The organism is Amycolatopsis sp. CA-128772, assembly GCF_002904295.1.
Taxonomy (GTDB): domain Bacteria; phylum Actinomycetota; class Actinomycetes; order Mycobacteriales; family Pseudonocardiaceae; genus Amycolatopsis.
The window spans coordinates 46328-70807 of sequence record NZ_PPHG01000088.1; the positions used below are offsets into that span (position 1 = coordinate 46328).

Below are 24480 nucleotides of genomic sequence, written 5' to 3' on the forward strand. Positions count from 1 at the left end.
ATTTCCGTCGTCCCTAAGAAACCCGGCCAGCCCAGCGGCTCACCCCGGCCAGGGTCCGCCGAGGGTTTCGGAACCTGCGTCCACAACTCGCCTGTCCGACCCGTGTCCCGACACCCTCCCGGCCCGGCCCGCAGCGCGCCACGACGTCCACACCAAGTCGAGTAACCCACGACCCCGTCGAACAGGTTGAAACTCAAGTTAGGGATCAGGTGCTGTTCTGCAAGCCGGACGGCGAACCGCCGGATGTGCTGCTGCCGGGAAAGCCGTGGAAGACGAGGTTGACGTCGTCGGCTTTCGAGGTCGACAGCGACATAATCGGCAGATGGGTCGACGCGAAGGTGTTACTCGGATTCCGCGATCTTGCTCGGAGCCGGTGGGAGGGGATCGGCCGTCGTCCGCACGTCATCGACGAGTCGGCACAATCGTGACGCCCTGCTTGCCACCAATAAGACCACCGCGCAGCCTACAACTGCTTGGTGGTGCGGTACTTCTGCGCCAGCGAAACGGTGTGGACGCACTCGAAGTACCTGCTCGTCGAGGGCAGGTGCTCCCTGGGCCGGAGTGACGAGACCGTTCTGCAGCCGGAAGACCCGACCGTTTTCGTCCAGTACCTGACCGGCTTCCGCATCGCCGCGACACAACACGGCTCACCAGCCGCGAACGGCGCCGCGATCGCCTGTTGACGGTGCAGCGGTCATCTCACCACCAGGGTGGTGCTGCCCCGGCCGGCCAGCCTGCCGTCCAGCGCACCGGTGTAGTCGACCCGTCCCTGGTTGTCGGTCGTGAAAGCGTAGGTCGGGCCGTTGTTCAGTGTGGTGCGGTGCACCCCGGGCAGGAGGTGGTAAGGCTGGCGGGCACCGGTGCTCCGCCAGCCACCCGCGCCCTGCACGTACAGGAGGTCCCGCCCGCTCGCGGCCGCGTCGATGCCGGTCTCGGCCCCCACCGCAGTCAATGTGCCGCTGCCGCGCCCGTCGAGCACGGGTTCGAGGGGATCGCCGTAGCTGACCATGCCGTTCCTGTCGATGACGAAAGGGGTCTGCACGGAGTCCTGGGTCAGCAGGGTGTGTGCGCCGGGAACGAGCCGGTATCCGCGTCGTTCCCCGGCGTTCTGCCATCCGCCGTCGGTGCCGATCAGGATGAACCCCGCGTAGTCGGTCGGCTTGAGGTCCACGATGATCGGCGCGCCACGCACGGTCAACGCGTCGGTACCCGCCCCGGCCAGGTATGGCGCGATGGAGCCGGTATAGGCGACGTGGCCGGCGTCGTCGACGGTGAACACGAACATGGGACCGCTCTGCACCGCGATCTGGTGGGGGCCGGGCAGCACCTGGAACGTCTGCGGCGTCCTGGTGCTGAGCCAGGACGTTCCGGTGCCGACCACGATGAGTCCTGCGTAGCTGGTGTCGTTCGCGGTAACGCTCACCGACCGGCCGTGCGCGGTCAGGACCGACTTCCCCCGGCCGGTCAGGTAACCGTTCATCGCGGACGGGTACTCGACGGTGTGCGCCGCCGTGACGGTGAACGAGACCATGGGGCCGGCCCAGAAGACGAGCTGGTGCCCGCCCGGAGCCAGGTCGAAGCCCTGGGGACGGCGCCCATCGCGCCAACCCGGCTGGTTGTCCACCGCGAACTCGCGGTACGACGTGCCCGAGACGTCGACCGCGATGTCACCGGGCCGCGGTGGTTCGTCGATGACCGTGGGCGGGATGACCGGCGGATCCGGCTGGGGCGGCGGGGCCGGCGAGTGGGTAGGTGGCGGCGTCGACGGGGCCACCACATGCGTCCCGGACGCCGCCGGCGTGGTCGGCGGGCCGGACGAGGCGGGGGTCGTGGACGCACCGGGCAGGGGCGTCGAGGTTCGCGGCGGCAGTGCGGCTGTCGTCTCAGCCGAGTGGATGCGATCGGCACGCCTGTCCTCATCGCCGCGGCCGGCGTCCAAGCCGATGGCGGCGAACAGCAGGGCCGCCGCAGTGACCGCGCCCGCCACCCGGGCGACCGCCGACGGGTGCTGCTGGACGTATTGCACGAGCGGCTGCACCGCCGGTCGCACCACGACCCGAGCGGCGGCCAGCCGCACCCGCTCGGCGACGCCGGCGCCAAGCCGGCCCAGGGCGGGCCCGGCGGTCACTGCCGCGGCGCCGGCGAACGGTGTGCCGGGGGAGTCGCCGAGACCGAGGACCTCGTCCCCGACGACCAGGCGTGTGCGGTCACGGCTCGGGGCCTGGTCGGTGCGCCAGACGACGGCCAGCACCGCCATCCCGGGCAGGGGCACGCGGATGACGGCCTCCCGCCAGCGCCGGCAGTACCGCTGGGCGGCCGCAGGCACATCCCGGTCGTCGTCCAGTGCCGCGCTGAGGGCTAGGGCTTCCCGGAACCGGCTCCGCGCGGTGTCAGGCTGCTCCCCCTCGATGGCCGCGTACAGTTCGGCCGCCTCAAACACCGCGTCCCGCACCTGCTCCGCACCGTCCGCTGTGGACTGCCCTGAGGCGAGCAGGTGCCGGGCCGAGTCGAGCAGTGCGTCGGCCAGCCACACCCGGTGCAGCGCGGACGGCCGGGCGGCCAGCAGCGCCCGGAACTCCGCGACGGCCTGTGCGGTCGCCACGCGGGCGTCGGCAAACCGGCCGGCCGCGGCCCGCAGGTAACCGAGGTCGGCGAGCGCCGCCGCGAGGTCGGCACCCGGGTCGACGCGTTCCCGCTGCAGCGCGACGACGCGCTCGGCGGTCGCGAGGTCGACGTCGCCGGACTCGGTGCGGTGCAGCACGAGGTTGACCAGCGCGGCGGCGAGGGCGGCGCGGTGAGCCTGTGGGGCGGTCCCGGCCAGGTCCTCGTACAGTGCCACGGCCCGGCGCAGCTCCGCCAACCCCTCGGCGCGGCGGCCGGTCCCCGACAGGCGCAGACCGAGGTTCATGCGTGCCGCCGCGAGAGCGGGGGTGAAGGCGGCGGGCGTGTCGCCTGCGAGCCCGGTGTAGACGTTGACCGCCTCCGCGGCCAGCTCGGCGGCCCGGTCGGGTTCTGCCGGTGCCAGCGAACGGGACAGCACGGTGACCGCGGCGGCGAGCCCCGGCAGGTACGCATCGGGCCGGTCCTCGGCCAGCTCGCGGAGGAGTCGCACCGCCTCCGTCGCGGGTGGGACCGCACGTCCGGGGAACCCGGCCGCGTCGAGCACCTGTGCCAGGCCGACGAGTGCGGCCGCCCGGCGGGGCCGCAGGTCCTGGTCGGCGGCGACCAGCAGATCAGCGGCCTCGGTGGCAGCGGTAACGGCCTCGTCGAACCGGCTGAGGTCGCTCAGGCGCGACGCGAGGTTGTGCAGGGCGTACCCGCGAACTACCGGTGGCTCGGTGCGGCGCAGGTCAGCGGCCTCCTCGGCGGCCGCCAGTGCCTCGATGAGCCGGTCGTGCTCGGCGAGGCGGTGGCACAGGGCGGTGAGCGCGGACGCCCTGTGCGGCGGATCCTCGACGCGCTCGACGGCGCGCTGAGCCGCGTCCAATGCGGTGTCGAGGTGGCCTGCCTCGGCGAGGCGGGCGCTCAACGTGGCCAGGTGCCACGGGTCCGTCGAGGCGAGCCGCTGGGAGACCGCCACCGCGATGGCGAGCCGGGACGTGCCGGTACCCGCGGTCGTGAGCTCCGCGTCCATGGCCGCCACGGTCTCGACGGGGATCTCGGCGATCCGCGCGACGACGAGTTCGCCGAACCCGACGGGGTTCAGGCGGGCGAGCGCCGGCACGTATGCCGCGTACGTTCTCGCGAGCTCCACGACCGACTCGGACAGCCGCTCGACCCCGACCGGGTAGTGGCGGTCGGCGCCCGGCGTGGTCAGCGCTCGGGTCATCACGTGCGTGACGTGGTCGGCGACCGCCGGGTCGGCAGTGGCGCAGACCGCGTGGACGTACTCCAGCCAGTCGGTGCGGGTCGGCATGGACTGCGCGGTCGCCAGCAGGTGCGTGTCGGCCAACCGGTCGGGCGCGGGCGGGCGCCACAACGACGTCCCGTCGCCCGGGTAGGCCGCGGCGAGCGCCTTTGCCGCGACACGCACGCCGTGCTCACCGAGACCACGCAACTCCGATATGCCAGCCAGGACTTCGGCACCCGCGGTGACACCGGGGACCTCCCGCAGGATCACGGTGGACAGCGCCAGATCACGCCACCCACCGTCAGCGAGCCCGGCACGCCGCGCGGCGGCGTGGAAGGCGGCGCGCTCGTGGCGCAGCACCCCGCTCAGCGGATCGGTGTCGCTGATGTCCGGGTCCAGGAGGCGCAACAACGCCGACGCGTAGAGGTCGAGGGTGGTCGCGAACCGCTCCGGCGGGTTGGTGGTGTCGGCCGTCCGCCCGAGCCGGGCGGCGAACACGGTCACCGCGTCGGACCACAGCCTCGTGGTGTCGGGGAGGGTGCCGAGGTGCAGCACCTCGGGGACGGCCCAGCGGCGGGGGCCACTGTCGACGAGTTCGCGCCACCAGTGGGGCGTGGTCCGCGCCAGCACGAGCACGCGGACCCGAGGATCCACCGCCGCGAGCAGTTCGCGGACGAGACGTTCCTGGGCCTCGGCGTAGTCGACGACGAGCAGCGCGCCGGCCAGCCGGAACCGGCCCAGTGCCCGCGCCGCGCCAGCGGTTCGGGCGCCTCCCGGCGTGACGAACCCGGCCAGCCACCGCTTCCCGCGCCGCAGGCCCCGCAGTGCTGCGCAGACCTGGGTGGCCAGATGCGTCTTGCCCTGGCCGCCGGCGCCGGTCACCAGACGGGCCGTCGGCGCGCCGGGGTCGCGGCACCACGCGAGGAGCTCGGCCACCTCTTCGCGGGGGACCGTCGGCAACACTCCCGCACGCACGTCCAGCCAGGCGCTGGGGCGGTCCGGCGGGGGCGGGTCCGGCGGACCGAACAGGATCCCCGCGGCGGCACCGACCGACCTCGGCAGCCGCTCCCGACCGGTGTCCAGGATGCCCACGACCCCACCGTTGAGGTCGACCGGGCCGTGGAACACGGCGGTGACGTGCTGCTCGACCCGGCCGAACAGCGAGGAGCGACGTGCGGTCGTCACGAATTCCGGATCCCGATCACACCGCCGTGCACGTCCACCGGGCCGGTGAACGTGGCGGTGACCACCTGGCCGCCCGGTCGCACCACCGGTGCCGGTTCTGCGCCGGTCGGGGCGGTGGCACCCAGATCGACCCCCGGTGCCCGTACCCACGCCTGGGTGTGGAACTCCTTGTTCCGCACGGTGATCATGCGGAACTCCGCGGGCGAGCAGGCGTGTCCGGCCTCGACGACTCCCTGGTAGAGGTGGTCGGACAGCACCTGCACCAGCGGGGCGCTGTCCGCCGCCTCGAGCACGTCGCGGACGGCCTGCGCGTCGAGTATCCGCGCCACTCCCACGACCGTCGCACCGGCGAACCCGTTGTCGTCCACCCGCGCCAACCCGTGGTCGACCGCCATCCGCAGCCGCAGTCGGTCGAGACCGAAACGGCCGGCGTTGCGGCTGAAGAGGAGCCGCGCCAATGCCAAGGTGAAGTCCTGGATCACCACCGTCTCCGGCTCACCCGCTGGGATCAGCGCCAGCTCACCGTCGCCGCTGCCCTGCCTGTGCCACCGCGTCCGGTCCAGCCCCACGGCAGCCGCAGCCTCGTCGAGGAGCGCGATGAGCTCGCGCTGGAGGCGAACCTGGCCACCGTCGTCCCTGCGGCTGTAGGCCTGGGCATCGACGGAGAGACACAGGTAGCGGGTGAACTGCGTGGTCACGCCCTCCACTTTTCCCCATTTCCACCCGGCAGACCCGGTACCAGTACGGAATCGCGCAGACCGTCCAGGTCGCGCACGACGATGTTCCGATATCCCAGGCGCACGACGTTCGCCCGGCTGAGTGCGCGCAGCGTCTTCTCCGCCGTGTTGAGGCGGACACCCGCCAGCGTCGCGATGTCCTCCTGCGTGAGCGGGGCGCCGAGCTCGTGACCGTTTGGCCCGGCCCGGCCGTGTGCCTCGGCCAGGGCGACCAGGACCCGGCGGACCCGGGCCGCGGCGTCCAGCGCGGCGATGTCGATCCGGCGCGCGTTGGCCCAGCGGAGGCGGTCACCGAGCATCCCGGCCACCTCGATCGCAGCCTCCGGGAAGGTGCGCAGGTAGGCGCGGAAGTTCGTGCCCGGGACGACCCGTGCGACCACCGTGCCGCACGTGACCACCCCGGCGGACCGTGGCGCGTGCAGCAGTACCGACATCTCACCGACGAGGTCCCCGGCGCCCCGGACGGCGAGGAGCGGTTCACGGTCTCCCTCGACGGCAGTCACTTTCACCGCGCCCGCGAGCAGGACGTAGACAGTGTCGCCGTCCTCGCCTTGGTGCAGGATCCGCCGGCCGGCGGGCACGGTGACCTCGGTCCCCAGCGCGAGCAGTGCCGCGCGGGCCGGGCCGGAAAGCCGGGCCAGGACCGAGTTCGGGGACCACTGCGCGCCATCCATCACCCAAGATGATGGCCTTGTCCACAGCCGCCGTGACCCGCCGGCCGGCAATTCACTCCATCGGAGGAATGGCCGTCAGTACCAGATTCTGAGCCAATACCGCCAATATCCGGAGTTGTCGCCGATGTTGTCGTCGTTGATCTGCAGGCCCAGTCGAACCGGGACGTTCGGCGCGTAGGCGCAGGCGGTCAGCTCTCGGAGCGGGTGCGGGTTGTACGGGTTGGGGTCGTGGCCACTGGCGACCCAGCCGCCAGGGTCGTTGTTGAACCGGTAGAACGACCCGAACCTCGGCCAGCCGGGGAACGGAAACCCCTGCGGGGCGGGGTCGTTGTGACCGTCCACGCCGTAGCTCTCGCCCCACCAGTTGATCGCCACCCTGGTGGACTCGTCGATGACGACCCGGACGACGTCCCCGGGAAAGATCGCGTTGGGCGGGTTGTCCCCGGGCGGGTAATTGAGCCCGCTGGCATTGCCGAACTGGGTCATCTGGTAATCCACGTTCGGGCTCTGCCCCGCCAGACAGCGTTCCATCGGGGTCAGTGGCGCCGCCTGTGCGGCGGACGCGGTCACCGTGACCGCCCCCGCCGACGCAACCAGTGCGGCCGCGATACCGGCCACGCGCTTCCGTGTCCTACTCGTCATCGTTTCTCCCCGGGTTCCCGCCGAATTCACCGCGAATTCGACTGCGTCCACCTTCCCGTGCCGTCGCCGTCAGGAATCGGTACTGGTAACGGATCCGGGGAATTTCTTTCGCCGGCAGGGTACGGCGGTTGTGCCGCGCGGGAGACGGTGGTCGGCTGGCGGTCTCGCCGCCGGACCCGGAGAGGAGCCTTCGATGTCGAAGCGCCCGGCAAGCGGAAGATGCGCAAGAAGCGCGGCGCGAACGACGGCAAAGCGACCCAACGGCAACTGAGCCCCACCGCACGTTGCCAGCGTGTGCTGCCCGGCGGCGCGGTCACCCACCGCCGGCGCCCAGCCACCGCACGGGGGATCACGTTCTTCCACCTCGAGGCGAGGCCGGCATGGCCAACGTCTTCGTCTCGCCCGGTCTGTTCTCGGCCAGCTCAAGATCCGTTTGCTCGCCGACAACACCGCTCTGCCAGTGGGCCGCCGCTACTTGCTCAACGGTCTGCACATCCCGCCCCGCGCTCCTGTCACCGCGGTGGAGCTGTCCGAGCCGGGCAACTTCTCCCCGCTCAGCTCGCGACCCGGACATGCGGTACCCGCGCAACGAGCGGATCGGTGAGCCGATCACGACCGGCCCGTGCCCCTTCTGCAACAGTGCCATGTGCTGCGGTCCGGAGAGATCCCCCGCGCCCGGTAGCAGTCGGATCTGGTCGAGGTTCGATTTGGCGTGGCGGAACCGGAGACCACGAGCGCAAGCCGCAGCTCCGGCTGATCTGAACGTGTGATGTGACGTCATTTGTCCGCGATCTGTAACGGCAGTTATGGGGTGTCACCTGCGGTTCGCACAGGCGATGCAGATCCGCGTGGCCGGCAGGGCGAGCAGCCGGTCCTCCGCGATCGGACCGCCACAGCGTTCGCAGACTTCGTAGACACCGCCTTCCACCCGTTCGGTGGCCTTCCCGAGCGCCGCGAGGTCGTCCTGCGCCTGCCGCAGCAGAGCCTGGACCTGTGCCCGCTCGAAGGCAATGGTCGCGCCTTCGGGATCGTGTTCGTCGTCGCCGCTGTCGAACTGCGACGCGGCCACGATATCGTCGCATTGCCGCGCCAAGGCCGTGACCAGCCGCTCGGCCTCGGCTCGAGCCCCCTCGATCAACTCCGTCGCGACGCGCTTCTCCACGCTTCCGACGATACGCCGGAATATCAGATTCACCTTATGTCGCGAACGTAGCATAAGGTGAATCCGGCATTCCGTTCTGGGAGGAGGCCGGCGCGGTGCGCAACCGCGACGACGGCCCGCTGCGCATCCTCGGCGCCTACGTCCCCTCCCGCGACGCCACCGAAGCGGAAACGACCCGCAAACGCGCGTGGATCGACGCCTTCCACCAAGCTTACGAGGCCACCGCCGACGACGCCGCCGTTCTTCCTCTGGGTGACCTCAACGTCCTGGAGCCTGGGCACCGTGCCTCTTCATCCGGGGCAGTTCGCGCCTTCCGAGACCGCCTTCTACACCAGCCTGACCCACCGGCACGGCCTCACTGACCTCTTCCGCGCACTGCACCCGACCACCGTCGAGCACAGCTGGGCTCGACGCGCCGAACTCGGCTACTGCTACGACCACGCGCACGCTTCTGCTCCGCTCGTGCCTCGGCTCGCCGGCTGCTCGTACGTTCACGGCCCTCGTTCCGGGAACCCTGCGCTGATCGACCATTCGGGACTCGCCGTCGAGTTGACCCTGACCGCGAAGGCACCACTGATCACGTCCGAGCCGGCCGCGGACCGCGAGGCAACGCTGTTCTGACCGACGGTGCCCGTGCCCGGCCGCCACATCAGCCGCCAAGTCCGAGGACCCACCGGATGACCGTCGCCAGCAAACCGGCCCTACGGGTCGGCGCCCGCATCCTGCTCCTCAACCCCGTCGACGAGGTCCTCCTCATCCACGCCCGCGACCCAGAAGACCCCGGCCACCACTGGTGGAACTGCCCAGGCGGCGGGCAAGAGCCCGGCGAAAAGCTCGTGGACACCGCGCGCCGCGAGATCGCCGAAGCGACCGGGCTCGTCGTGGACGAGATCGGCCGCAAGCTCTGGACCCGCGAAAGCACCTTCACCTACCGCGGCCGCGAGCACCACCGCCTCGACCACGTCTACCTCGCCCGCACCGACGACACCGCACCGCGCACCGCCACCCGGCACACCACCAACGAGCGCGCAGGGCTCATCGAGCGCCGCTGGTGGTGTGGAAGCGACCTTGCCGATTGCCGGGACAAGCTGCTGCCCGCTCAGCTGCCTGACCTCTTACGAGCCCTCCTCGACGACCGCTTCCCTCGTTCACTGGCACTCACCGCGTGCGATTCACCGCGCCGACGTGGACACATCGCTGGCCGGGTCGACGCATGGCGATTCGCGCGCGAAACGACTGAGCCACCGGGCCGTCCGGCAGCGGAGCCGTCCACCGGTAGGACGGGGCATGAGCTACCGCAGCCGCCACCAGTGTCCGGCCGAAGCCGAGGCGCCGACAGCCGGCGGCGACGCGGACGTAGTCCAGGGTGGCCGTCCGGCAGCTCGCGGTAACGGCGCCGACTTCGGTGCTGTCGAGGTGGAGTTCGACCCGGCCGGCCGGCCTTCCCGCGGCCGGCGGACGGGCGACCAAGACGAGGCCGACGCCCGGCGCCCTGCCGGGCGCGTGCTGGAACGTGACATCGAGGTGCGCCCACTCGGCGAGGCGCCGGGCCGCGAGCTCGCAGCCTTCCTGCGCGCGGCAGACCTCGCAGAGCTTGCCGTGCAGCCGGTAGCGGTGGCTGTACGGCTTGAGCTTGTCGTAGAGGTCCAGGTCGAGCCGGTGACCACGCAAGCAGACGACGAGATTTCCGGTCGCGGGCCGGCTAGAAATCAGCCCGCCGAACTCGCCGCGCGCCCCGGACCGAACGGCGCCGCTCGCCTGACCGATGATCGTCTTTCCCGCGACGGTCCCGACTCGCGGGTCGACCGGAAGCGTGTTGCGGACGCGCAGTTCCTCCGCGAGGCCGTGGAACTGGCGGCCTTGGAGACCTGCCACCGGCGCTGTCGTCGACCCAACCTGGGGCCTCAGCAGCGCCCCGGCATCGACCTCGAAGGGTTCTTCGCCGGTGGCGTGCGAGGTAATGCGCAAGGGCGGTCTTCGAAGACGTGGAACAGCTCCGGCACCGGTCGCCGGAGCTGTTCCACGCCGGCCCGACGTCGGTCCCCCACCCGGCGCAACGTGGTCGTCTGGGAATGACGCGGCCCGGCCGCACTCGGGCATGCTGCCCGCCTTGCCCGGGCTCCCGCAGCGAGTGAATCGAATCGCACTCGGCCATCCGCCGGCTGACGACCGGCTCGGCCGCCCCCTGCTGCCGCTGGCGGCTACCGGCCTGCTCGGCGGCGTCGACGTCGCCGTCGACGTCGCCGTCGGAGTGTTGGCCTACTTGGTCGTCGAGCACGAGACCGGGCAGCCGCTACTGGCTTCCGCCGCGTTCACGATCGGGTTCATCGCGCTGCTGCTCGCGCGCAGCGAGCTGTTCACCGAGAAATTCCTCGTCCCGGTCACCGCGCTGGCGTCCGGCAGCACTCGACTCGATCATCATGTTCGCCGGCTTGCTGAGCGGCTCGGCGCACTACACCCGGGGCGATTGGGGCGTGGCTTTGGCGTGGTCGTCCCTGGGCGACATCCTGGGCGGCATTGGCCTGGTCACCTCGACCCGGCTCCTCCGGGGTGTCCCACCAAGTCGAAGAGGCGCACGACGACGCCCGCGAAGGAGGCGTGCCGATTGTCGTCGAGCACTTCTCCAGCCGTTGTCGCGGCTTTCAGGCCGGCCTCGGCGATACCGGCGGCGCCACGCTGAGCTTCGCGGTCCTCTCCTGCACGACCCGGCTGTGCCGACCCTGGTCCCGCACCCCGGTCATCCGTCCACCTCCATGGCGTTCGGGTCGGCGGCCCAGCCCGGTTCGCGGCCGGCGCGCTGCTGGCCGGCCAGCTGCTGCATGCGTTCCCGCTGGGCCTCGATCCGTTCCCGTACCGCCTGGTCCGACATGTCGACGTCCTTGACGTCGTCGTTCCAGTACTTCTGCTTGTCCGCGTCGGTCGGCTGGTCGAGGCGGTGGCCCATCTCCTTGTCGTGGAGGAACATCGGCATGTCCTCTTTGGACACGTTGGCGCCGTCCCGGACGACGTCGCGTGCCGTGTGCATTTCGATGACGTCGTCGTGCGAGACCGGTGGGGTGTGGGTGGTGCCGCCCGGCACACCGACGCCTCCGGTGCCGTCGCTGTACTCGACCGGCTTGCCCTCCATCTTGTCCACCATGTGGTGGTAGGAGTCGTCGGCGACCTTGCCCTGGGTCGTCCCCGCGGTCGGCCGGAAGCTGTCCCGCTCGGGAGCGGGCTCCATCTTGTGGGTCTGTTTCGGCTCGTCCGGTGTCTCGATGTCGTTCTTGTAGTGCGGGTTGGGCTCCCAGGCGTGGACCTTCTTGGGCTCGTCCGGGGTCATGTCCTTGCTGACGAAGTCGGGGTTGTCCACCATCGTGGGCTTCGTGTGCTGGTGGGCATACGTGAGCTGGTTGAGCTGGACGCCGTCGCTCGGCCGGCCCTCCCGCAACGTGTTGCCGAGGGATTCGCGGTAGGAGTCCGCGTTGAACCCCGAGCCGTCCTTGTCGCCGCGCACGCCGGTGCCGATGTTGTCGCGGTGCGCCTGCGCCGACTCCTGATAAGCGGGAGCGTCGTCTTCCATGCGCCTGGCGTCCTTGATGTTGGCGGCCTCGTCCGCGGTTTTCGGCCCGCGATCGCCGGCCTTGACGCCGTCACGGATCTGGGTGTCGTGGGCGTTCGCCCGCTGGAACTCGTCGCCGCCGATGGCCTTGTACCCGATCGGGTGCTCGGACTCGTGCGTCTTGCCGCTGACGAGCTTGTTCGGGTCCTTCCAGGTCGAGTCGTTCTTGATCTCGTTCTGGTACTTCTCCCAGGTGCGCGCCTGCTCGTGTTTCGTCGTGCCGTACGAGCCGTCGGACTTCGCGGGGTTGCCGTCCGGCTTGGTCTTCACCTTCGGGGCCTTCTTGCTCGGCCCCGCGCCGCCGGTACCGACCAACTGCTGTTTCGCCTTGCTCACCTTGGACTTCGAGGCCCCGGAGGCGGCCGCCTGCTGCTTCTTCTTCGCCGCGCAGGGGGTGACCTGCGGAGCGAGGCCGAGCGGGTCGGCCAGCGCGGTCGGGTTGTGGACGTAGGCCTGCGAGTCCGGGCCGGGGTCGAGGCCCAGCGGGTCGTGGGACAGGTAGCGGCCGACCTCGGGGTCGTAGTAGCGGTTGAGGTTGTAGTGCAGCCCGGTTTCGGCGTCGTGGTACTGGCCGGGGAACCGCAACGGCGTGGTGGTGCGGCCCGGTCCGTCGAGGACCTTGCCCCAGAGCGTGGCCCGGCGGTGCCACGCGACCTCACCGGATTCCTCCAGCAGCTCGCTCGGCGTGCCGGCGAGGTCGGTGACGATCGTGTGGAACCGCTCGCCCGGCGCGCCGAGGACGCGTTCGGTCTGGGCGAGGGCGCGGCCGGTGCCCGGTTCCCATTCCCACACGGTGGCGATCCGGGGCTGACCGGGTCCGGTGCGCACCTGTTCGGCGAGCGCGTCCCCGTCCCAGGCGAACTGGACCTGCTCGGCCACCCGGCCGTCCGGCGTGACGCGCTGCTTGGCGACCCGCCGGCCCAGTGCGTCGTAGCGGTAGCGCCAGTGCTCGCCCCGGGGCGTGAGCACCGAGGTCAGGCGGCTCTCGGCGTTCCACCGGAACTGCCACTGCCCGCCCGCCGGCCCGGCACCGCGCAGGGTCGTGCGGCCTTCGGGGTCGTGGCCGTAGCGAACTGCGCCCGCGGCGGTGAGCAGGGTGCCGCGGTACTCGCGTGGCCCGGCGGTCGGCGCGCCCGGCGTCTGCGCCTGGGCGACGACGCCGGTCCGGTGGTAGACGTAGTTCTCCTGCCAGCCGCGGCCCACGACGGCCTGGACGCGGCCCGAGCGGTCCACCTCGAGGGTGCGAGGCCCGGTGATCGCGTCGGCCACCGAAGCCAGGTAGCCGTCGGCGAGGTAACCGTACTCGCGGTGCTGGGTCGTGCGCCGGCCCGCGACGACCGTCTGGGCCACCAGCCGGTCGCCCGGAGCCCAGCTCTGGCGCAGTTCCGCGGCACCGAAGCGGCGGACCCGCTCGTGGCCGGCGAGGTCGTGTTCGAAGCGCAGCGAGCGGTTCCCGACGTGCAGCGCGGCGAGCGTGCCGGCCGGGCCGTACTCGAAACGCGACACCGCGCCCGACGGCGTGTGGCGCGCACGGCGCCGGCCGAGCTCGTCGTACTCCGAGCGCACCACGCGCCCGTCCACCGTCTCGGCGACCACGCGGCCCAGGGCGTCGTAGGCGAAGGTGACTTCGGCGTCGGCGTTGCGCGCGGAGACCATGCGGCCGGCCTCGTCGTAGGCGAAGGTCGCGACGTCTTCGCCGGTGACGCGGCGGATCACCTGGCCCATCACGTCGCGCTCCAGCGTCGTGGTCTCCCCCGCGCCGTTCGTCCGGCCGATCAGCTGCCCGGCGGCGTCGTAGCGGTAGTGGAGGGTGCGGCCGTTGAAGTCGGTCTCGCCGACGAGGTTCCCGGCGGGGTCGTAGCGGTAGCGCCAGACCAGGCCTTGCTCGTTGGTCACCGACACCAGACGCAGCTCGGTGTCGTAGGCGTAGGCGAGCCGCGCGCCGTCCGGGCCGGTTTCGGCCACCGGCAGGTCGAACTGCGCGTATTCGGTGCGGGTGGTGTTGCCGCGCGCGTCGGTGCTCTCGTCGGTGTTCCCGACGGCGGAGTCCTGCCACCGCCACGTCGCGCCGTCCGGCTCGATCCGTTCGGCGAGCCGGTCGCCCGCCGCCCACGCGAACCGGGTGACGCTGCCCAGCTCGTCGGTCACCGACGTGGTGCGGCCGAGCAGGTCGTAGGTGTAGCGGGTGACGGCGCCGTCCTCGTCCTCGACGGTCAGCGCCCGGCCCGCCGCGTCGGAGGTGATCCGGGTGGTGCCGCCGAGCGCGTCGGTGACCACGGCGACGTTGCCGCGCTCGTCGTGGGCGTAGGAGGTCCGGGCACCGAGCGGGTCGACGACCCCGGTGACCTTGCCGCGCTCGTCGTACTCGTAGCGCCACGTGGCGCCGTCGGGGCCGGTCGCGGCGACCGGGCGGCCCTGCTCGTTGTACTCGGTCAGCGACCGCGTGCCGTCCGGCGCGGTGATCGCGACGACCCGGCCGGCCCGGTCCCGCTCGTAGCGGACCTGGCGGCCCAGCGGGTCGGTCCGGGTGAGCAGCCTGCCGTGCTCGTCGTAGGCGAGGCTGGTGGTGTGGCCCAGCGCGTCGGTTTCGGCGATCACGGTGAGCCGGTCGTCGAGGTGGAAGCGGCGCACCGCGCCGAGCGAGTCGGTGACGCTCGTGACGAGGTTCTCGCGGTCGTAGCCGATCGTGCAGTCGAGGTAGCCGTCGGTCCCGTGGGCTCGCACGACCCGGCCCGCGGCGTCGAAGCCGTAGCCGTACCAGCGGCCGTTGACGTCGTCCCAGCGCACGATCCGGCCGTCGGCGTCGTAGCTGAAGCGGGTGGGGGTGCCGGCGGCGTCGACGACCTCGGCCAGCCGGCCGTGCGCGTCGTAGGCGTAGCTCGCGACGACCGTGCCGTCGGCGGCCCGCAGCGCGGTGATCCGGCCGCCCGCGCTGTCGAACAGCACCCGGTCGCCGGAGGAGTGGACCAGCTCCGCCGGCACCCCGTTCGCACCGGGCACCACGTCGATGCGGTTGCCGTCGCCGTCGAAGATCGTCCGCAGCGGGAACACGCCGCCGGCGGACTCCTCGAAGAACAGCGTGTGCTGCTGCTGCGGATCCTCGACCAGGTAGCCGCCCTCGACCCGCTGCAGCGGCCGGGCCGGGCCCGCCACCGGCAGCACCGGGGAGCTCACCGGCACGGGGTAGCTCTGGAGGCTTCCGTCGGCGAGCGCGACGTGCACGCCGTCGTCCTCGACCTCGAGCCGCTGGTCCACGGTGGAGCCCCACGACGGGCCGAACCAGCGGCCCGCGCGGTAGGACGAGATGTGCGTGCGCGACACCGCCAGCGGCAACGCGCCGGGGATCTCCAGGTCCGTCTGCGTCAGCAGCATCCAGCCGGTCGCCACGTCGATCGGGTCGCCGCACACCGACCGGTCCGGCGGTGGGGTGCCGTTCTCGTGCGGGTTCGCGTTGCTGTCCTTGATGCTCTTGCTGCCGCCGGAGCTTCCGGAACCGCCGGAGCCCGAGGTGGTCGTCTTGTCGTCCCCCGGCCCCTTCGGGGTCTGCGCCGGAGGCGGTTCGGGGTCGGCCTTGGGCGGCGCCTCGTCGGTCTTCGGTGGCGGATTGCCGCCACTGCCCTTGGCGCCGCCGTCGCCGGCGCCGGAGGCGTGGGTGGTGTCGTCGCCGCCCTTGGCCGCCGGCGGCGGTGTGTGGTCCTTGGGGGTGCCCCCGCCGTCGCCGCCGGGGGTCTTCACCGGTGGCGCCTTCGGGGTCCCGTTGATGTCGCCCACCTTGGGCGGCGGGGCGGTCTTGCCGACCTTGATGTTCTTGAGCGCCTTGCCCGCGTCCTCGAAGAGCGTTCCCGCCCTCTTCAGCAGCGGCACCAGGGCCTTGAGCGCCTTGACGAGCTTGGTGACCAGATCGGTGATCTTCGAGGCGGTCTTCGCGACGGCGGTGACGACCTGGGGGACGACCCAGGTGAGGCCGATGCCGAGGGTGAAGACGACCTGCAGCGCCCAGCTGATCAGGTGGCCGACGAGTTCGGAGATGATGTCGCGCACCAGCGTGCGGACGGCGGCCACGACCTCGCCGGCGGTCTTGACGCCGCTCGAGGCACCTTCGCAGCCCCTCTGCGCCGCTTGCAGGGTCGTGGCCACGTCCTGTCCGCGCTGCCGGTAGGCGTCCGAGGCCGGTCCGGACCACGACTGCAGATCGGCTTTGATGGCGTCGGTCAGGTCCGCGGAGACGCTGCCGAGTTCCTTGGCGACGTTGGCCCAGGTCCCGGACTGGGCCTGGATCTCGTCGGCGTTGCCGGTGAGCGCGTTGAGCGCGTCCTTGAGCGGGCCGACGTGCTCCAGCAACCAGCTGACCCCGGCGGCGAGGATCGCACCGAACGGGTCCATGGCCATCGACAGGGCGTCGAGCGCCGTGCCGACCGCGCCCATCGCCACCGAGGCCCAGTCGCCGCTTTCGATGGCGGACGAGAGGTCGTTGGCCGATTCCAGGAGCGAGATGCCGGAGTAGGCCTTCGTCGAGTCCTGGGTCTGCGCGATCAACGGGTTGCTCACCCCCGCACGCTAGCAGCGGACGATCACCCCGATCCCGGCCGCCGCGGGCTTGCTTCCGCCCCTTCCCGCCCGGTCGCCACCACCTTGCCGGGATTGAAGATCCCGCGCGGGTCCAGCGCGTCCTTGACCGCCCGGCCGAGCGCCAGCACGGCCGGCCCGGCCTCGGCGGCCAGCCCGTCCCGTTTGAGCAGACCGACTCCGTGCTCGCCGGTCACCGTGCCGCCCAGCTCCAGCGCCGCCGCGATGATGTCGTCGAACGCCTTCTGCGCCCGCTTCCTCGCGCCGTCGTCGCCGGGTCGGGTGATCAGCAGCGGGTGGAGGTTGCCGTCGCCGGCGTGCGCGATGTTGGCGATCAGCGTGTCGTGCCGGGCGGCGATGCGCTCGATCCGGGCGAGCATGTCAGGGACCGCGCCCTTGGGCACGCAGACGTCTTCGGTGAGCACCGGTCCGAGCCGTTCGAGCGCGGGGTAGGCCAGGCGGCGCGCGTCGAACAACGCTTCGGCCTCCTGCTGGTCGGTGGAGCGGGCCGCGAACGTGGCCCCCGCCTTCCGGAAACATTCGAGCACCGCGTCGGCTTCGCGTTCGCCCGCCGGACCGGCGCTGTCGGTGCGGCCCAGCAGCACCACGTCGGCCTCGGTCGACAGGCCCAGGTGTTTCCACGCGTCGACGGCGGCCAGGCAGTGCCGGTCGATCAGTTCCAGTGCGGAGGGCTCCAGCCCGGCGTCGGCCACCGCGGCCACCGCGTGCCCGGCGTCGACGACCGAGGAGAAGTAGCCCGCGACGGTGTGCTCGCGTTGCCGGGCCGGGCGCAGCCGCACCGTGACCTCGGTGATGACGCCGAGGGTGCCTTCCGAGCCGACCAGCAGCCCGGCCAGGTCGTAGCCCGCGACGCCTTTGGCGGTGCGACGGCCGACCCGGACCAGCTCGCCGGTTCCGGTCACGAACTGCAGACCCAGGACGTAGTCGCGGGTGACGCCGTACTTCACGCAGCACAACCCGCCCGCGTTGGTGGCGACGTTGCCGCCGATGGTCGACCACGGCGCGCTCGCGGGGTCCGGCGGGTACCACAGGCCGTGTTCGGCGCAGGCCGCGCGCAGGTGGTCGTTGACCACGCCGGGCTCGACCACGGCCAGCCGCTCGCGGGGGTCGATTTCCTTGATCGTGGTCATCGCCTCGGTCGAGACGACCACGCTGTGCTCGATCGCGTTCGCGCCGCCGGACAGCCCGGTGCCCGCGCCGCGTGGCACGACCGGGGCGCCGTGCCGCAGGCAGACCTGAACAACATGCCGCACCTCCTCGGCCGTACGTGGCCGCACCACCGCCGCCGGCGAGCCGTAGGGCGCCCACTCGGCCTCGTCGTGGAGGTAGCCGGACACCACGCCGGGGTCGGTGATCACCCGGCCGGCGGGCAAGCCACGGTCCAGGTCATCGATGAGCCCGCGCTGCCACGCGTCGTCGTGCATGGCGGCGACGGTATCGGTGCTTCCACGCTCCGCTCAATGTACAGACCGGCTACCGTTGACGATGATCGATGGATGGAGCGTCCACCGGTGCGGGAGTCATGGCTGGATCTGCTGCTGCGTGACGCCACCCCGGACGAGCTCCAGCGGCACGGCAGCGAGCCGGCGCGGTCGCGGGACACCGCGGCGGCCGACCGGGAGACCGCGCAGGCGCTGCGGCTGACGATGGTGCTGCGGCAGCAGGCGCAGCGGGCGGCCGAGCTGGCCGCGCTCAACGACATCGCGATCCGGCTGGCCACTCTCCGCGCGCCCGACGAGCTGCTGCCGGAGATCGTCGACCAGGCTCGCCGGCTGCTCGACGCGGACTTGGCCTACCTCGGTCTCATCGAGGACGGGCAGCTGCGGCTGAAGGTGGCCGGCGGCGCGCTCACGCCCGAGCTGATCGGGGTGGTGATCCCGTTGTCGGTGGGGCCGGCCGGTGAGGTGATCGCGCACGCGGCGCCCCGGTGGACGGCCGACTACCAGGCGGAGCGGCGATTCCGCCACGACGACACCGCCGATGCGGCCGCGCGCGGAGAACCTGCGCGGGCTGCTCGGTATTACGTTGCGCCTGCGCGGTCGCGCGTGCTGGGCGCCCTGTTCGTGGGCAAACGCCGGGAACGGGACTTCACCGAGCACGAGGTGACGCTGGCCTCGGCACTGGCCGCGCACGAGGCGATCGCCATCGAGAACGCCACCGCCCTCAGCAGCCTCAACGCCGCGAACGAGGCGCTCGCGCGCCGCACCGGCGAACTGGAGCAGACGCTGCGCTGGGACCAGCGGCTCACGCACGTGGTGCTCACCGGTGGCGGGGTCGAGGAACTGCTGGCCGAGATCGACGCGATGGCCCGCGGACAGATCCGCTTCGTGGCGGAGCCGCCGGCTGACGAGACCGGGCAGACCGCAACCGTGGCGCAACCTGTCGTGGCGGGCGAGCGACGCTTCGGCGCGCTGGTGCTGGACGCCGAGCCGGCCCGCGAGGATCGGCTGCTTCTGGAGCGTGCGGCCCCTGCACTGGCCCTCGCGCTGGTGGCCGAGCAGGCCGTGGCCGAAGCGTCGCAGCGCACTCGCGCGGCGCTGCTGGTCGACCTGCTCGCCACGACCTCGGAACGACCGGCCGTGCGGCAGGCCGGCCTGGACCCGTCGGCGCGGTACTCGGTGCTCGTGGTGGCCTCCACCCGGGCTCGGCTCCCCTCGTTGCCCGGCATGCGTACGGCCGAGCACGGTGGCCGGCTGCTCGTCGTGACCACGGCCGATCCCGACGCAATCCGCCGGGACTGGCCGCGCGACGCACCGACCGCGGGTATTGCCGGCCCCGCGCGCGGGCCGGCGGAGCTGCGGCGGTGCTTCCACGAGGCCAGGCAGACGCTGCGTGCCTCGGAAGCCCTGGGGCGCACAGGAGAAGCCGCGACCGCCGGGCAACTCGGGCTGTACCGGATCCTGCTCGACCATGCCGGTCGCCGCGACCTGGTGGAGGCCTTCGAGCACGTGCTGGGCCCGGTGCTCGCCGAGGAACGACGCCGTGGCGTGCCGCTGGTGGAGACCTTGCGCGTGTTCCTCGAACACGGCCGTCGCGCGCGCCCGGCCGCCACCGCGCTGGCCATCCACGTCAACACGCTCTACCAGCGACTGACCGCAGTCGACAGCCTGCTCGGCGAGGATTGGCGTTCCCCGCAGCGAGCCCTGGAGCTGCAGATGCTTCTGCACCTCGCGGCGGCAAGCGGTCCGCTGGACGGCCCGGAAGTCCGGCTTCACGGTTCGGTCAGCGAAGCCGGACGGCCAGCCAGTGGGCCACCGTGGTGAGCAGTTCGTCGTCCACCGGGTCGCGCAGCAGCCGGCGTAGGCGAAGACCGAGCCCGGGCCGCCGATGCGGCGGAGGATGTGAGTCAGGCCGGGAGTCCGGTGCGTTCCGGCTTTGCCCGGCACCAGGTCGGCGATCACGTCCAGGTCGCCCGGGCAGACCTGGACGTCCGCGGTGCCGGTGACGGCCAGGACCGGCACCCCGATCCGGGTCAGGTCCGGGCGGGGTCGTAGGCCAGTTGTCCGCGCACCGTGTCCCGCCCCTCCGTCCCCTGCTGCCGGTCCTGCGCCGCACCGCCACCCGGCAGCTGGCCCGGCCGGCCGCCACCACCACCGACTCCGTCCGCATCGGCGGCCTGCGGATCAACGCCCGGTGGTGGCCGTCCATCGGACAGACAGGGCCCGGCCCATCGGTCGCAGCACGGCAGTGGCGACGGACAGGACGGGGACCCGCAGCCGCAGCAACCGCGACTTCGGCTCGGTGGGGCTGGTCATGGCGGTTCCTCTCGCCGCACGTTCCGAAGTGCGCCGAGATCACGAACGTGGCGCGGGATGCCGCGTCACTCCGTGACGGACACTCGCAGTAGCTCTCGAAAGGGACAAGCGTCACCGACCGGCCGGATGCTTCCGCCACCGCAGTCCGAGACGAATGCCGGTCGGCAGCGCTACCGGGATGGATCCGAGGTGGGCGCCGGAGAATCGGTCCGGGTCGCCCGATCACGCAGGAGTGCGGCGGCCTGCACAGACCAGTCGTGGTGTTCCTGCTCGAACCGACGGCCGCGCAGGCACGTCAGGTAGGGCCCGATCGGAGACCCGTGTCGCAGGTAGGTCTCCTCGTCGAAATCCCCGCGGTACCGCCGCAGGATCTTGTCGAGGATTTCCACCTTGGCCGCGGCCGCCGCGGCTCGCTGCTCCAGTTGCGCGATCACCGGTGCCGCGTCGACGTGGTCGACGGCCTGGACCTTGACCAGCAGGTCGTCGCGGATGAACGACGGCTTGCTCACGGCGGCGGCGAAGTGCGCCAGTTCGGCGAGTCCGGCGTCGGTGACCACGAACAGCCGCTTGGTGGGACGGGTTTGCTGAACCACCTCCCGGCCGCTGATCAACCCGTCCTTTTCGAGCTTGGACAGCTCCAGGTAGAGCTGTTGCGGCCGGGCGTACCAGAAGTTGGCGACGCCCACGTCGAACGCCTTGGCCAGCTGGTAGCCGCTGTACTCGCCGGACAGCAGCGCCGCGAGCACCGCATGCCGCAGACTCACCGGCGCATCTCCTCGTCGTCGACCATGAGCAAGCTCAGTATAGCCCTGGTTATGATTAGTCAACATTATGACTAGGAGGACGCGTGACAGTCAGCGGCAGATACCTGCGCTACGTCGCCTTGGGTGACAGCCAGACCGAAGGCGTCGGTGACGGTGACGACGCCGTGGGCCTCCGGGGCTGGGCCGACCGGCTCGCCGAACGCCTCACCGTCGACAACCCCGATCTCCAGTACGCCAACCTCGCCGTCCGCGGCCGCCGCGCGGGCGAAGTCCGGTCCGGGCAACTGGGGCCGGCTCTGGCGCTGCGGCCCGACCTGGCCACCGTCGTCGCCGGAGTCAACGACCTGCTCCGGCCCCGGGTCAACACCGCCACGGTGGCCGACGACCTGGAGGCGATGTTCGCTGCGCTCACCGGCGCCGGAGCCCGCGTGGCGACCCTGACCTTTCCCGACCTCACCAGGATCATCCCCCTCGCCCGGCCGGTTCGCTCCCGCATCCTCGACATCAACGACCGGATCCGTGCCGCAGCCGCCCGGCACGGAGTCGCCGTCGCGGAGATCGCCCGGCACCCCTCGGTCGCCGACCGCCGGTTCTGGAGCGAGGACCGGTTGCACTGCAGCCCCCTGGGGCATCAACTGATCGCCGACGCGGTCGCGCACGCCCTGCAGGTGCCGGGCAGCAACGATTCCTGGAACGAACCGGCACCACCGTTGCCCATCCCACCGTCACCGCACGGGCGCGCCACCGCTGAACTGCGGTGGGCAGCCACCTTTCTCGGCCCGTGGCTCGGCAGGCGCCTGCGCGGCCAGTCTTCCGGGGACCAGCGCACGGCCAAACACCCCCAACTCCACCGCATAGCCGAGTGTCGTCGACAGCTCGGAAGGGATCAGACGTCAGGTTGACCCTGCCCCAAGGGCACGGTCGACACTCGCGGCCATGAACACTACGCACGAAGTTGCCCAGGAACGGGACGGTCGCCGGCCGGGCTGGCCCGAACTGGGTGTCGCGGTACTCACAGCGGCTGTCCTGTACCTGGCCGGCTCGGTGATCGCCCTGCGGCTTCCCGCCGATTCCCCGGTGTCTCCGGGCCAGGCGAACTTCCTCGTCTCAGGGCTCGCGCCGCTGGGCGCGTTCGCCGCCGCCGTGCTCGTCCGGATCCGCGACGTCGGCTCCTTCGGAATGCGGCGCGTGCACCCCGGATGGCTGCTGATGGGCGTTGCGGCCGGTCTCGCGTTCTTCGGCCTGAGCTGGCCGATCTCGGCGTTGTTCGACCCGTTCTTCCCCGGCTCGGAGAGCGTTCAGCAGAGCTACCGCGACGCGGCGGGGGCCGGAGTGCTGTCCCTCGTGGTGACGATCGTGCTCGGCGGGGTGCTCACGCCGCTCGGTGAAGAGGCCTTGTTCCGCGGGGTGATCGCGAACTTCCTCTTCCGCTGGGGTTCCTGGGTCGGCGTGCTCGTCAGCGCGACGGTGTTCGCTCTCGCCCACGGCCTCAACGCCGTCATGCCGCTCGCGTTCGCCGTCGGGCTCGGCGCCGGGCTGCTCCTGCGCTTCTCCGGCTCCCTCTGGCCGGGCGTGGTGGTACACACCGTCTACAACAGCGCGGGCATCCTCTACCACGGCATCACCGGCGGCTGAACGGGCTCAGCTCTGCGCCTCGACCAGGGCATGGGCGCGGACGAGGGTCTTGAGCTGGGCGGCGTTGAACCGCTCGGCGACAGCGGATCCCAGCGCGGCTTCGGCGCGCTCCCGGCCGCGCGTTCCCGCCGAGCCGGGGGCGGCCATCCACGGGAACCGGGCGTGGCTCCGCCGGATCGACGCCGCCAGCCGGCTCGCCAGGTTCTCGATCGCCTCGTCGTCAGCGTCTGCGCAGAGGCGGTCGAAGTCCTCGTCGACGTCGTTTTCGGTCGGTTCCGCGATGAGCCGGCGGAGGTCGTCGAGCGCGTCCTCCCGCAACGTTCCCGAGAACACGGCCAGCAGCGCGCGGTCCTGCTCCGACATCCCGCGCGCGACCGGCCCGAACGGCGCCGGGACATCGAGGGGAGCGCGGTGCTCACGGAGGGTCGCCAGCTCCTCTCGGATCCCTTGCAGGCGCTCGATCTCGGCCGCAAGCTCGGCGTCGAGCACGTCGATCGTGTCCTCGGAGCCTTCGCCGCCGCAGCCCATCGCCTTGATCCGGGCGAGGGAGAGGCCGAGCTCGGTCAGCCGCTTGATCTGCAACAGCCGCGCGAGGTGCGTCGTCCGGTACCGCTTGTACCCGTTGGGCGCGCGTTCGGGAAGTTCGAGCAGTTCCATCCGGTGGTAGTGCCGGACGGTCTTGACGGTGGTACCGGCGAGGTCGGCGAGCTGCCGCGTGCTCCACACCGTGCCTCGTTTCCTTTCCGTCGCATCGACCAGTCCGGCGCTCCCGACGTTCGAGATTTCTTCCGGCCGATGCGACACGATACCGGCCCTCTCCTGCCGGTACGCAAACACGCGGAGACCGCGCAGAGCCAACCACGGGCGCCGGGAACCGTTCGACCGACGACGGCCCCGTCGCCGTACGCCACATCGCCGACGAGCACGTGCGGACCTTCCGGATGCTGCTCGCGCAGCGCCGAGGCGACGCGCTGGCGTCCGGCCACGTCCACCGGGCCCCCGGGGTGCTCACCGAGCAGAAACTCCAGCTCGGCGGCAGCACCGAGGACCGGATCCGCCGCGAGGTCTGCCACGAACTGCGCGAGCGGATCCTCACCGAGCCAACGGCCGACCGCGCGAGCTCGGAGCTCTGGCTGCGCTGATCGGGCGAAGGTATTTCGGTCGTTCCGGCGCCATCGACACAACCCACCACCCGCAAATCCTTCGTGTTCCGCTCGAGCAATCCGACCAGAAGCCAGCCGGCGGGGGCCGGCCGGCGGGGGCTGGCCGGCGTCACGGCCCTGGAGTGATCCGGCGGTGACGACGGCCAGCGGAACGCCGCCGCTTTGGCGTCCCCCCGCGGCGGACCTCCCGGAATCCGCCGCCGGTCGAAGGCACCCACCTCTCGTTCAGGGCGTGCCGGTGGAGGTGGCGCGGCCGCCGCAGCCTCACCCATCGGTGAGGCTGCGGCGGCCGCATTTCCCGGGCCTTCCCCGGAGGAAAGGTGTGTTGCCCGGAAGCTGGAGTTACTTGTTGGTGCCCGGCGTCAGCACCTTGTCGATCACGAAGACGGTGGCGTTCTTCGTGGGGATGTTGCCGCACAGGATCTTCGCGCCGTTGATCGTCATGTTCTCGCCGGAACCCTCGATCTTCACCGGGCCGCCGGCGGTGTTGAGCGTGTCGACCGAACCCGCGCTCGCGAGACCCTTGGCGTCGTAACGCTTGCCGACCACGTGGTACTGCAGGATCGGCGCCAGCTCGGCGGGCTTGCCGGCCAGCTCGGCGAACTTGGCGTCACCCAGCGCGGCGAACGCCGGGTCGGCCGGCGCGAACACCGTGATGGCCTCCTGGCTGTTGAGCGTGTCGACCAGGTTGGTGGCCTTGACCGCCGCCACCAGCTTGGTCAGCA

The 24480-nt window shown here is 71.6% G+C and carries 21 protein-coding genes; 10 read left to right on the forward strand and 11 right to left on the reverse strand.

Annotated features, from left to right (window positions below; translation table 11 throughout):
• Positions 1–209 precede the first annotated feature (209 nt).
• Positions 210–428 carry a hypothetical protein gene (locus C2L59_RS47235; protein WP_146060488.1) on the forward strand — a complete coding sequence of 73 codons (219 nt, stop codon included), beginning with the start codon at positions 210–212 and terminating at the stop codon, positions 426–428.
• Between the two features lie 48 nt (positions 429–476).
• Positions 477–683 (forward strand): hypothetical protein, encoded by a 207-nt coding sequence (locus tag C2L59_RS39045; protein WP_146060489.1) that lies wholly within the window; start codon positions 477–479, stop codon positions 681–683.
• Positions 684–694: 11 nt separating this feature from the next.
• Here C2L59_RS39045 and C2L59_RS39050 read toward each other — a convergent pair whose 3' ends face one another.
• From C2L59_RS39050 to C2L59_RS39075, 5 genes are all read right to left on the reverse strand, one after another.
• On the reverse strand, positions 695–5035 hold the full coding sequence (locus tag C2L59_RS39050) for a hypothetical protein (RefSeq protein ID WP_103354617.1): 4341 nt from the start codon (positions 5033–5035) through the stop codon (positions 695–697).
• Entirely contained in the window at positions 5032–5733 is a 702-nt protein-coding gene (locus tag C2L59_RS39055; protein WP_146060490.1) for a hypothetical protein, read from the reverse strand. Before C2L59_RS39055 ends, C2L59_RS39050 begins: the two co-directional genes overlap by 4 nt.
• The gene (locus tag C2L59_RS39060; RefSeq protein ID WP_103354619.1) at positions 5730–6446 is read right to left on the reverse strand and encodes a Crp/Fnr family transcriptional regulator; all 717 of its coding nucleotides are present in this window, start codon (positions 6444–6446) and stop codon (positions 5730–5732) included. Before C2L59_RS39060 ends, C2L59_RS39055 begins: the two co-directional genes overlap by 4 nt.
• A 75-nt stretch (positions 6447–6521) precedes the next feature.
• The gene (locus C2L59_RS39065) at positions 6522–7088 is read right to left on the reverse strand and encodes a hypothetical protein (protein WP_146060491.1); all 567 of its coding nucleotides are present in this window, start codon (positions 7086–7088) and stop codon (positions 6522–6524) included.
• A gap of 814 nt (positions 7089–7902) precedes the next feature.
• Entirely contained in the window at positions 7903–8250 is a 348-nt protein-coding gene (locus C2L59_RS39075; protein ID WP_370444819.1) for a TraR/DksA family transcriptional regulator, read from the reverse strand.
• Between the two features lie 282 nt (positions 8251–8532).
• Here C2L59_RS39075 and C2L59_RS39080 point away from each other — a divergent pair, with 282 nt between their 5' ends.
• From C2L59_RS39080 to C2L59_RS39090, 4 genes are read left to right on the forward strand one after another with little or no spacing between them, the layout of a single operon-like run.
• The gene (locus C2L59_RS39080; protein ID WP_199199531.1) at positions 8533–8871 is read left to right on the forward strand and encodes a hypothetical protein; all 339 of its coding nucleotides are present in this window, start codon (positions 8533–8535) and stop codon (positions 8869–8871) included.
• Positions 8872–8927: 56 nt separating this feature from the next.
• Positions 8928–9641 carry an NUDIX hydrolase gene (locus C2L59_RS39085; protein ID WP_103354622.1) on the forward strand — a complete coding sequence of 238 codons (714 nt, stop codon included), beginning with the start codon at positions 8928–8930 and terminating at the stop codon, positions 9639–9641.
• Positions 9538–10326, forward strand: a complete 789-nt coding sequence (locus C2L59_RS47240) for a hypothetical protein (protein ID WP_146060492.1) — start codon at positions 9538–9540, stop codon at positions 10324–10326. The genes C2L59_RS39085 and C2L59_RS47240 overlap by 104 nt, the downstream gene beginning before the upstream one ends.
• Positions 10327–10348: 22 nt before the next feature.
• Positions 10349–10930, forward strand: coding sequence for a formate/nitrite transporter family protein (locus tag C2L59_RS39090; protein ID WP_103354623.1), 582 nt, complete (start codon positions 10349–10351; stop codon positions 10928–10930).
• A 57-nt stretch (positions 10931–10987) separates the two neighbouring features.
• On the opposite strand, the gene C2L59_RS39095 is transcribed toward C2L59_RS39090, so the two are convergent.
• Together C2L59_RS39095 and C2L59_RS39100 are read right to left on the reverse strand one after the other, a co-directional pair.
• Positions 10988–16399, reverse strand: coding sequence for a DUF6531 domain-containing protein (locus tag C2L59_RS39095; RefSeq protein WP_103354624.1), 5412 nt, complete (start codon positions 16397–16399; stop codon positions 10988–10990).
• A 23-nt stretch (positions 16400–16422) separates the two neighbouring features.
• Positions 16423–17862, reverse strand: a complete 1440-nt coding sequence (locus C2L59_RS39100; protein ID WP_103354625.1) for an FAD-binding oxidoreductase — start codon at positions 17860–17862, stop codon at positions 16423–16425.
• Here C2L59_RS39100 and C2L59_RS39105 point away from each other — a divergent pair.
• Positions 17857–19701 carry a GAF domain-containing protein gene (locus C2L59_RS39105; protein ID WP_158263138.1) on the forward strand — a complete coding sequence of 615 codons (1845 nt, stop codon included), beginning with the start codon at positions 17857–17859 and terminating at the stop codon, positions 19699–19701. The genes C2L59_RS39100 and C2L59_RS39105 overlap by 6 nt on opposite strands.
• A gap of 360 nt (positions 19702–20061) precedes the next feature.
• Here the strand turns inward: C2L59_RS39105 and C2L59_RS49970 are convergent, their stop codons facing one another.
• Together C2L59_RS49970 and C2L59_RS39115 are read right to left on the reverse strand one after the other, a co-directional pair.
• Positions 20062–20193 carry a hypothetical protein gene (locus C2L59_RS49970; protein ID WP_255410333.1) on the reverse strand — a complete coding sequence of 44 codons (132 nt, stop codon included), beginning with the start codon at positions 20191–20193 and terminating at the stop codon, positions 20062–20064.
• A gap of 170 nt (positions 20194–20363) precedes the next feature.
• Positions 20364–20957: a PadR family transcriptional regulator gene (locus tag C2L59_RS39115; protein WP_103354627.1), complete on the reverse strand. Its 594-nt coding sequence runs from the start codon at positions 20955–20957 to the stop codon at positions 20364–20366.
• 83 nt (positions 20958–21040) lie between these two features.
• Here C2L59_RS39115 and C2L59_RS39120 point away from each other — a divergent pair, with 83 nt between their 5' ends.
• Together C2L59_RS39120 and C2L59_RS39125 are read left to right on the forward strand one after the other, a co-directional pair.
• Positions 21041–21859, forward strand: coding sequence for an SGNH/GDSL hydrolase family protein (locus C2L59_RS39120; protein WP_103354628.1), 819 nt, complete (start codon positions 21041–21043; stop codon positions 21857–21859).
• 34 nt (positions 21860–21893) lie between these two features.
• Positions 21894–22592 (forward strand): CPBP family intramembrane glutamic endopeptidase, encoded by a 699-nt coding sequence (locus tag C2L59_RS39125; RefSeq protein WP_103354629.1) that lies wholly within the window; start codon positions 21894–21896, stop codon positions 22590–22592.
• A 6-nt stretch (positions 22593–22598) separates the two neighbouring features.
• Here C2L59_RS39125 and C2L59_RS39130 read toward each other — a convergent pair whose 3' ends face one another.
• On the reverse strand, positions 22599–23318 hold the full coding sequence (locus C2L59_RS39130; RefSeq protein ID WP_103354630.1) for a MerR family transcriptional regulator: 720 nt from the start codon (positions 23316–23318) through the stop codon (positions 22599–22601).
• 200 nt (positions 23319–23518) lie between these two features.
• Between C2L59_RS39130 and C2L59_RS39135 the strand changes: the two genes are divergently transcribed.
• On the forward strand, positions 23519–23734 hold the full coding sequence (locus tag C2L59_RS39135; protein ID WP_103354631.1) for a hypothetical protein: 216 nt from the start codon (positions 23519–23521) through the stop codon (positions 23732–23734).
• A gap of 363 nt (positions 23735–24097) precedes the next feature.
• Here the strand turns inward: C2L59_RS39135 and C2L59_RS39140 are convergent.
• A partial coding sequence (locus tag C2L59_RS39140) for a fasciclin domain-containing protein (protein WP_146060494.1) occupies positions 24098–24480 on the reverse strand: 383 nt, incomplete at its 5' end.

Bases quoted from the DNA above. Each gene is read 5' to 3' on its own strand.
- C2L59_RS39060 (WP_103354619.1), bottom strand. From the start codon at position 6,446: ATGGATGGCGCGCAGTGGTCCCCGAACTCGGTCCTGGCCCGGCTTTCC.
- C2L59_RS39065 (WP_146060491.1), bottom strand. From the start codon at position 7,088: ATGACGAGTAGGACACGGAAGCGCGTGGCCGGTATCGCGGCCGCACTG.
- C2L59_RS39085 (WP_103354622.1), top strand. From the start codon at position 8,928: ATGACCGTCGCCAGCAAACCGGCCCTACGGGTCGGCGCCCGCATCCTG.
- C2L59_RS47240 (WP_146060492.1), top strand. From the start codon at position 9,538: ATGAGCTACCGCAGCCGCCACCAGTGTCCGGCCGAAGCCGAGGCGCCG.
- C2L59_RS39090 (WP_103354623.1), top strand. From the start codon at position 10,349: ATGCTGCCCGCCTTGCCCGGGCTCCCGCAGCGAGTGAATCGAATCGCA.
- C2L59_RS39100 (WP_103354625.1), bottom strand. From the start codon at position 17,862: ATGCACGACGACGCGTGGCAGCGCGGGCTCATCGATGACCTGGACCGT.
- C2L59_RS49970 (WP_255410333.1), bottom strand. From the start codon at position 20,193: ATGACCAGCCCCACCGAGCCGAAGTCGCGGTTGCTGCGGCTGCGGGTC.
- C2L59_RS39125 (WP_103354629.1), top strand. From the start codon at position 21,894: ATGAACACTACGCACGAAGTTGCCCAGGAACGGGACGGTCGCCGGCCG.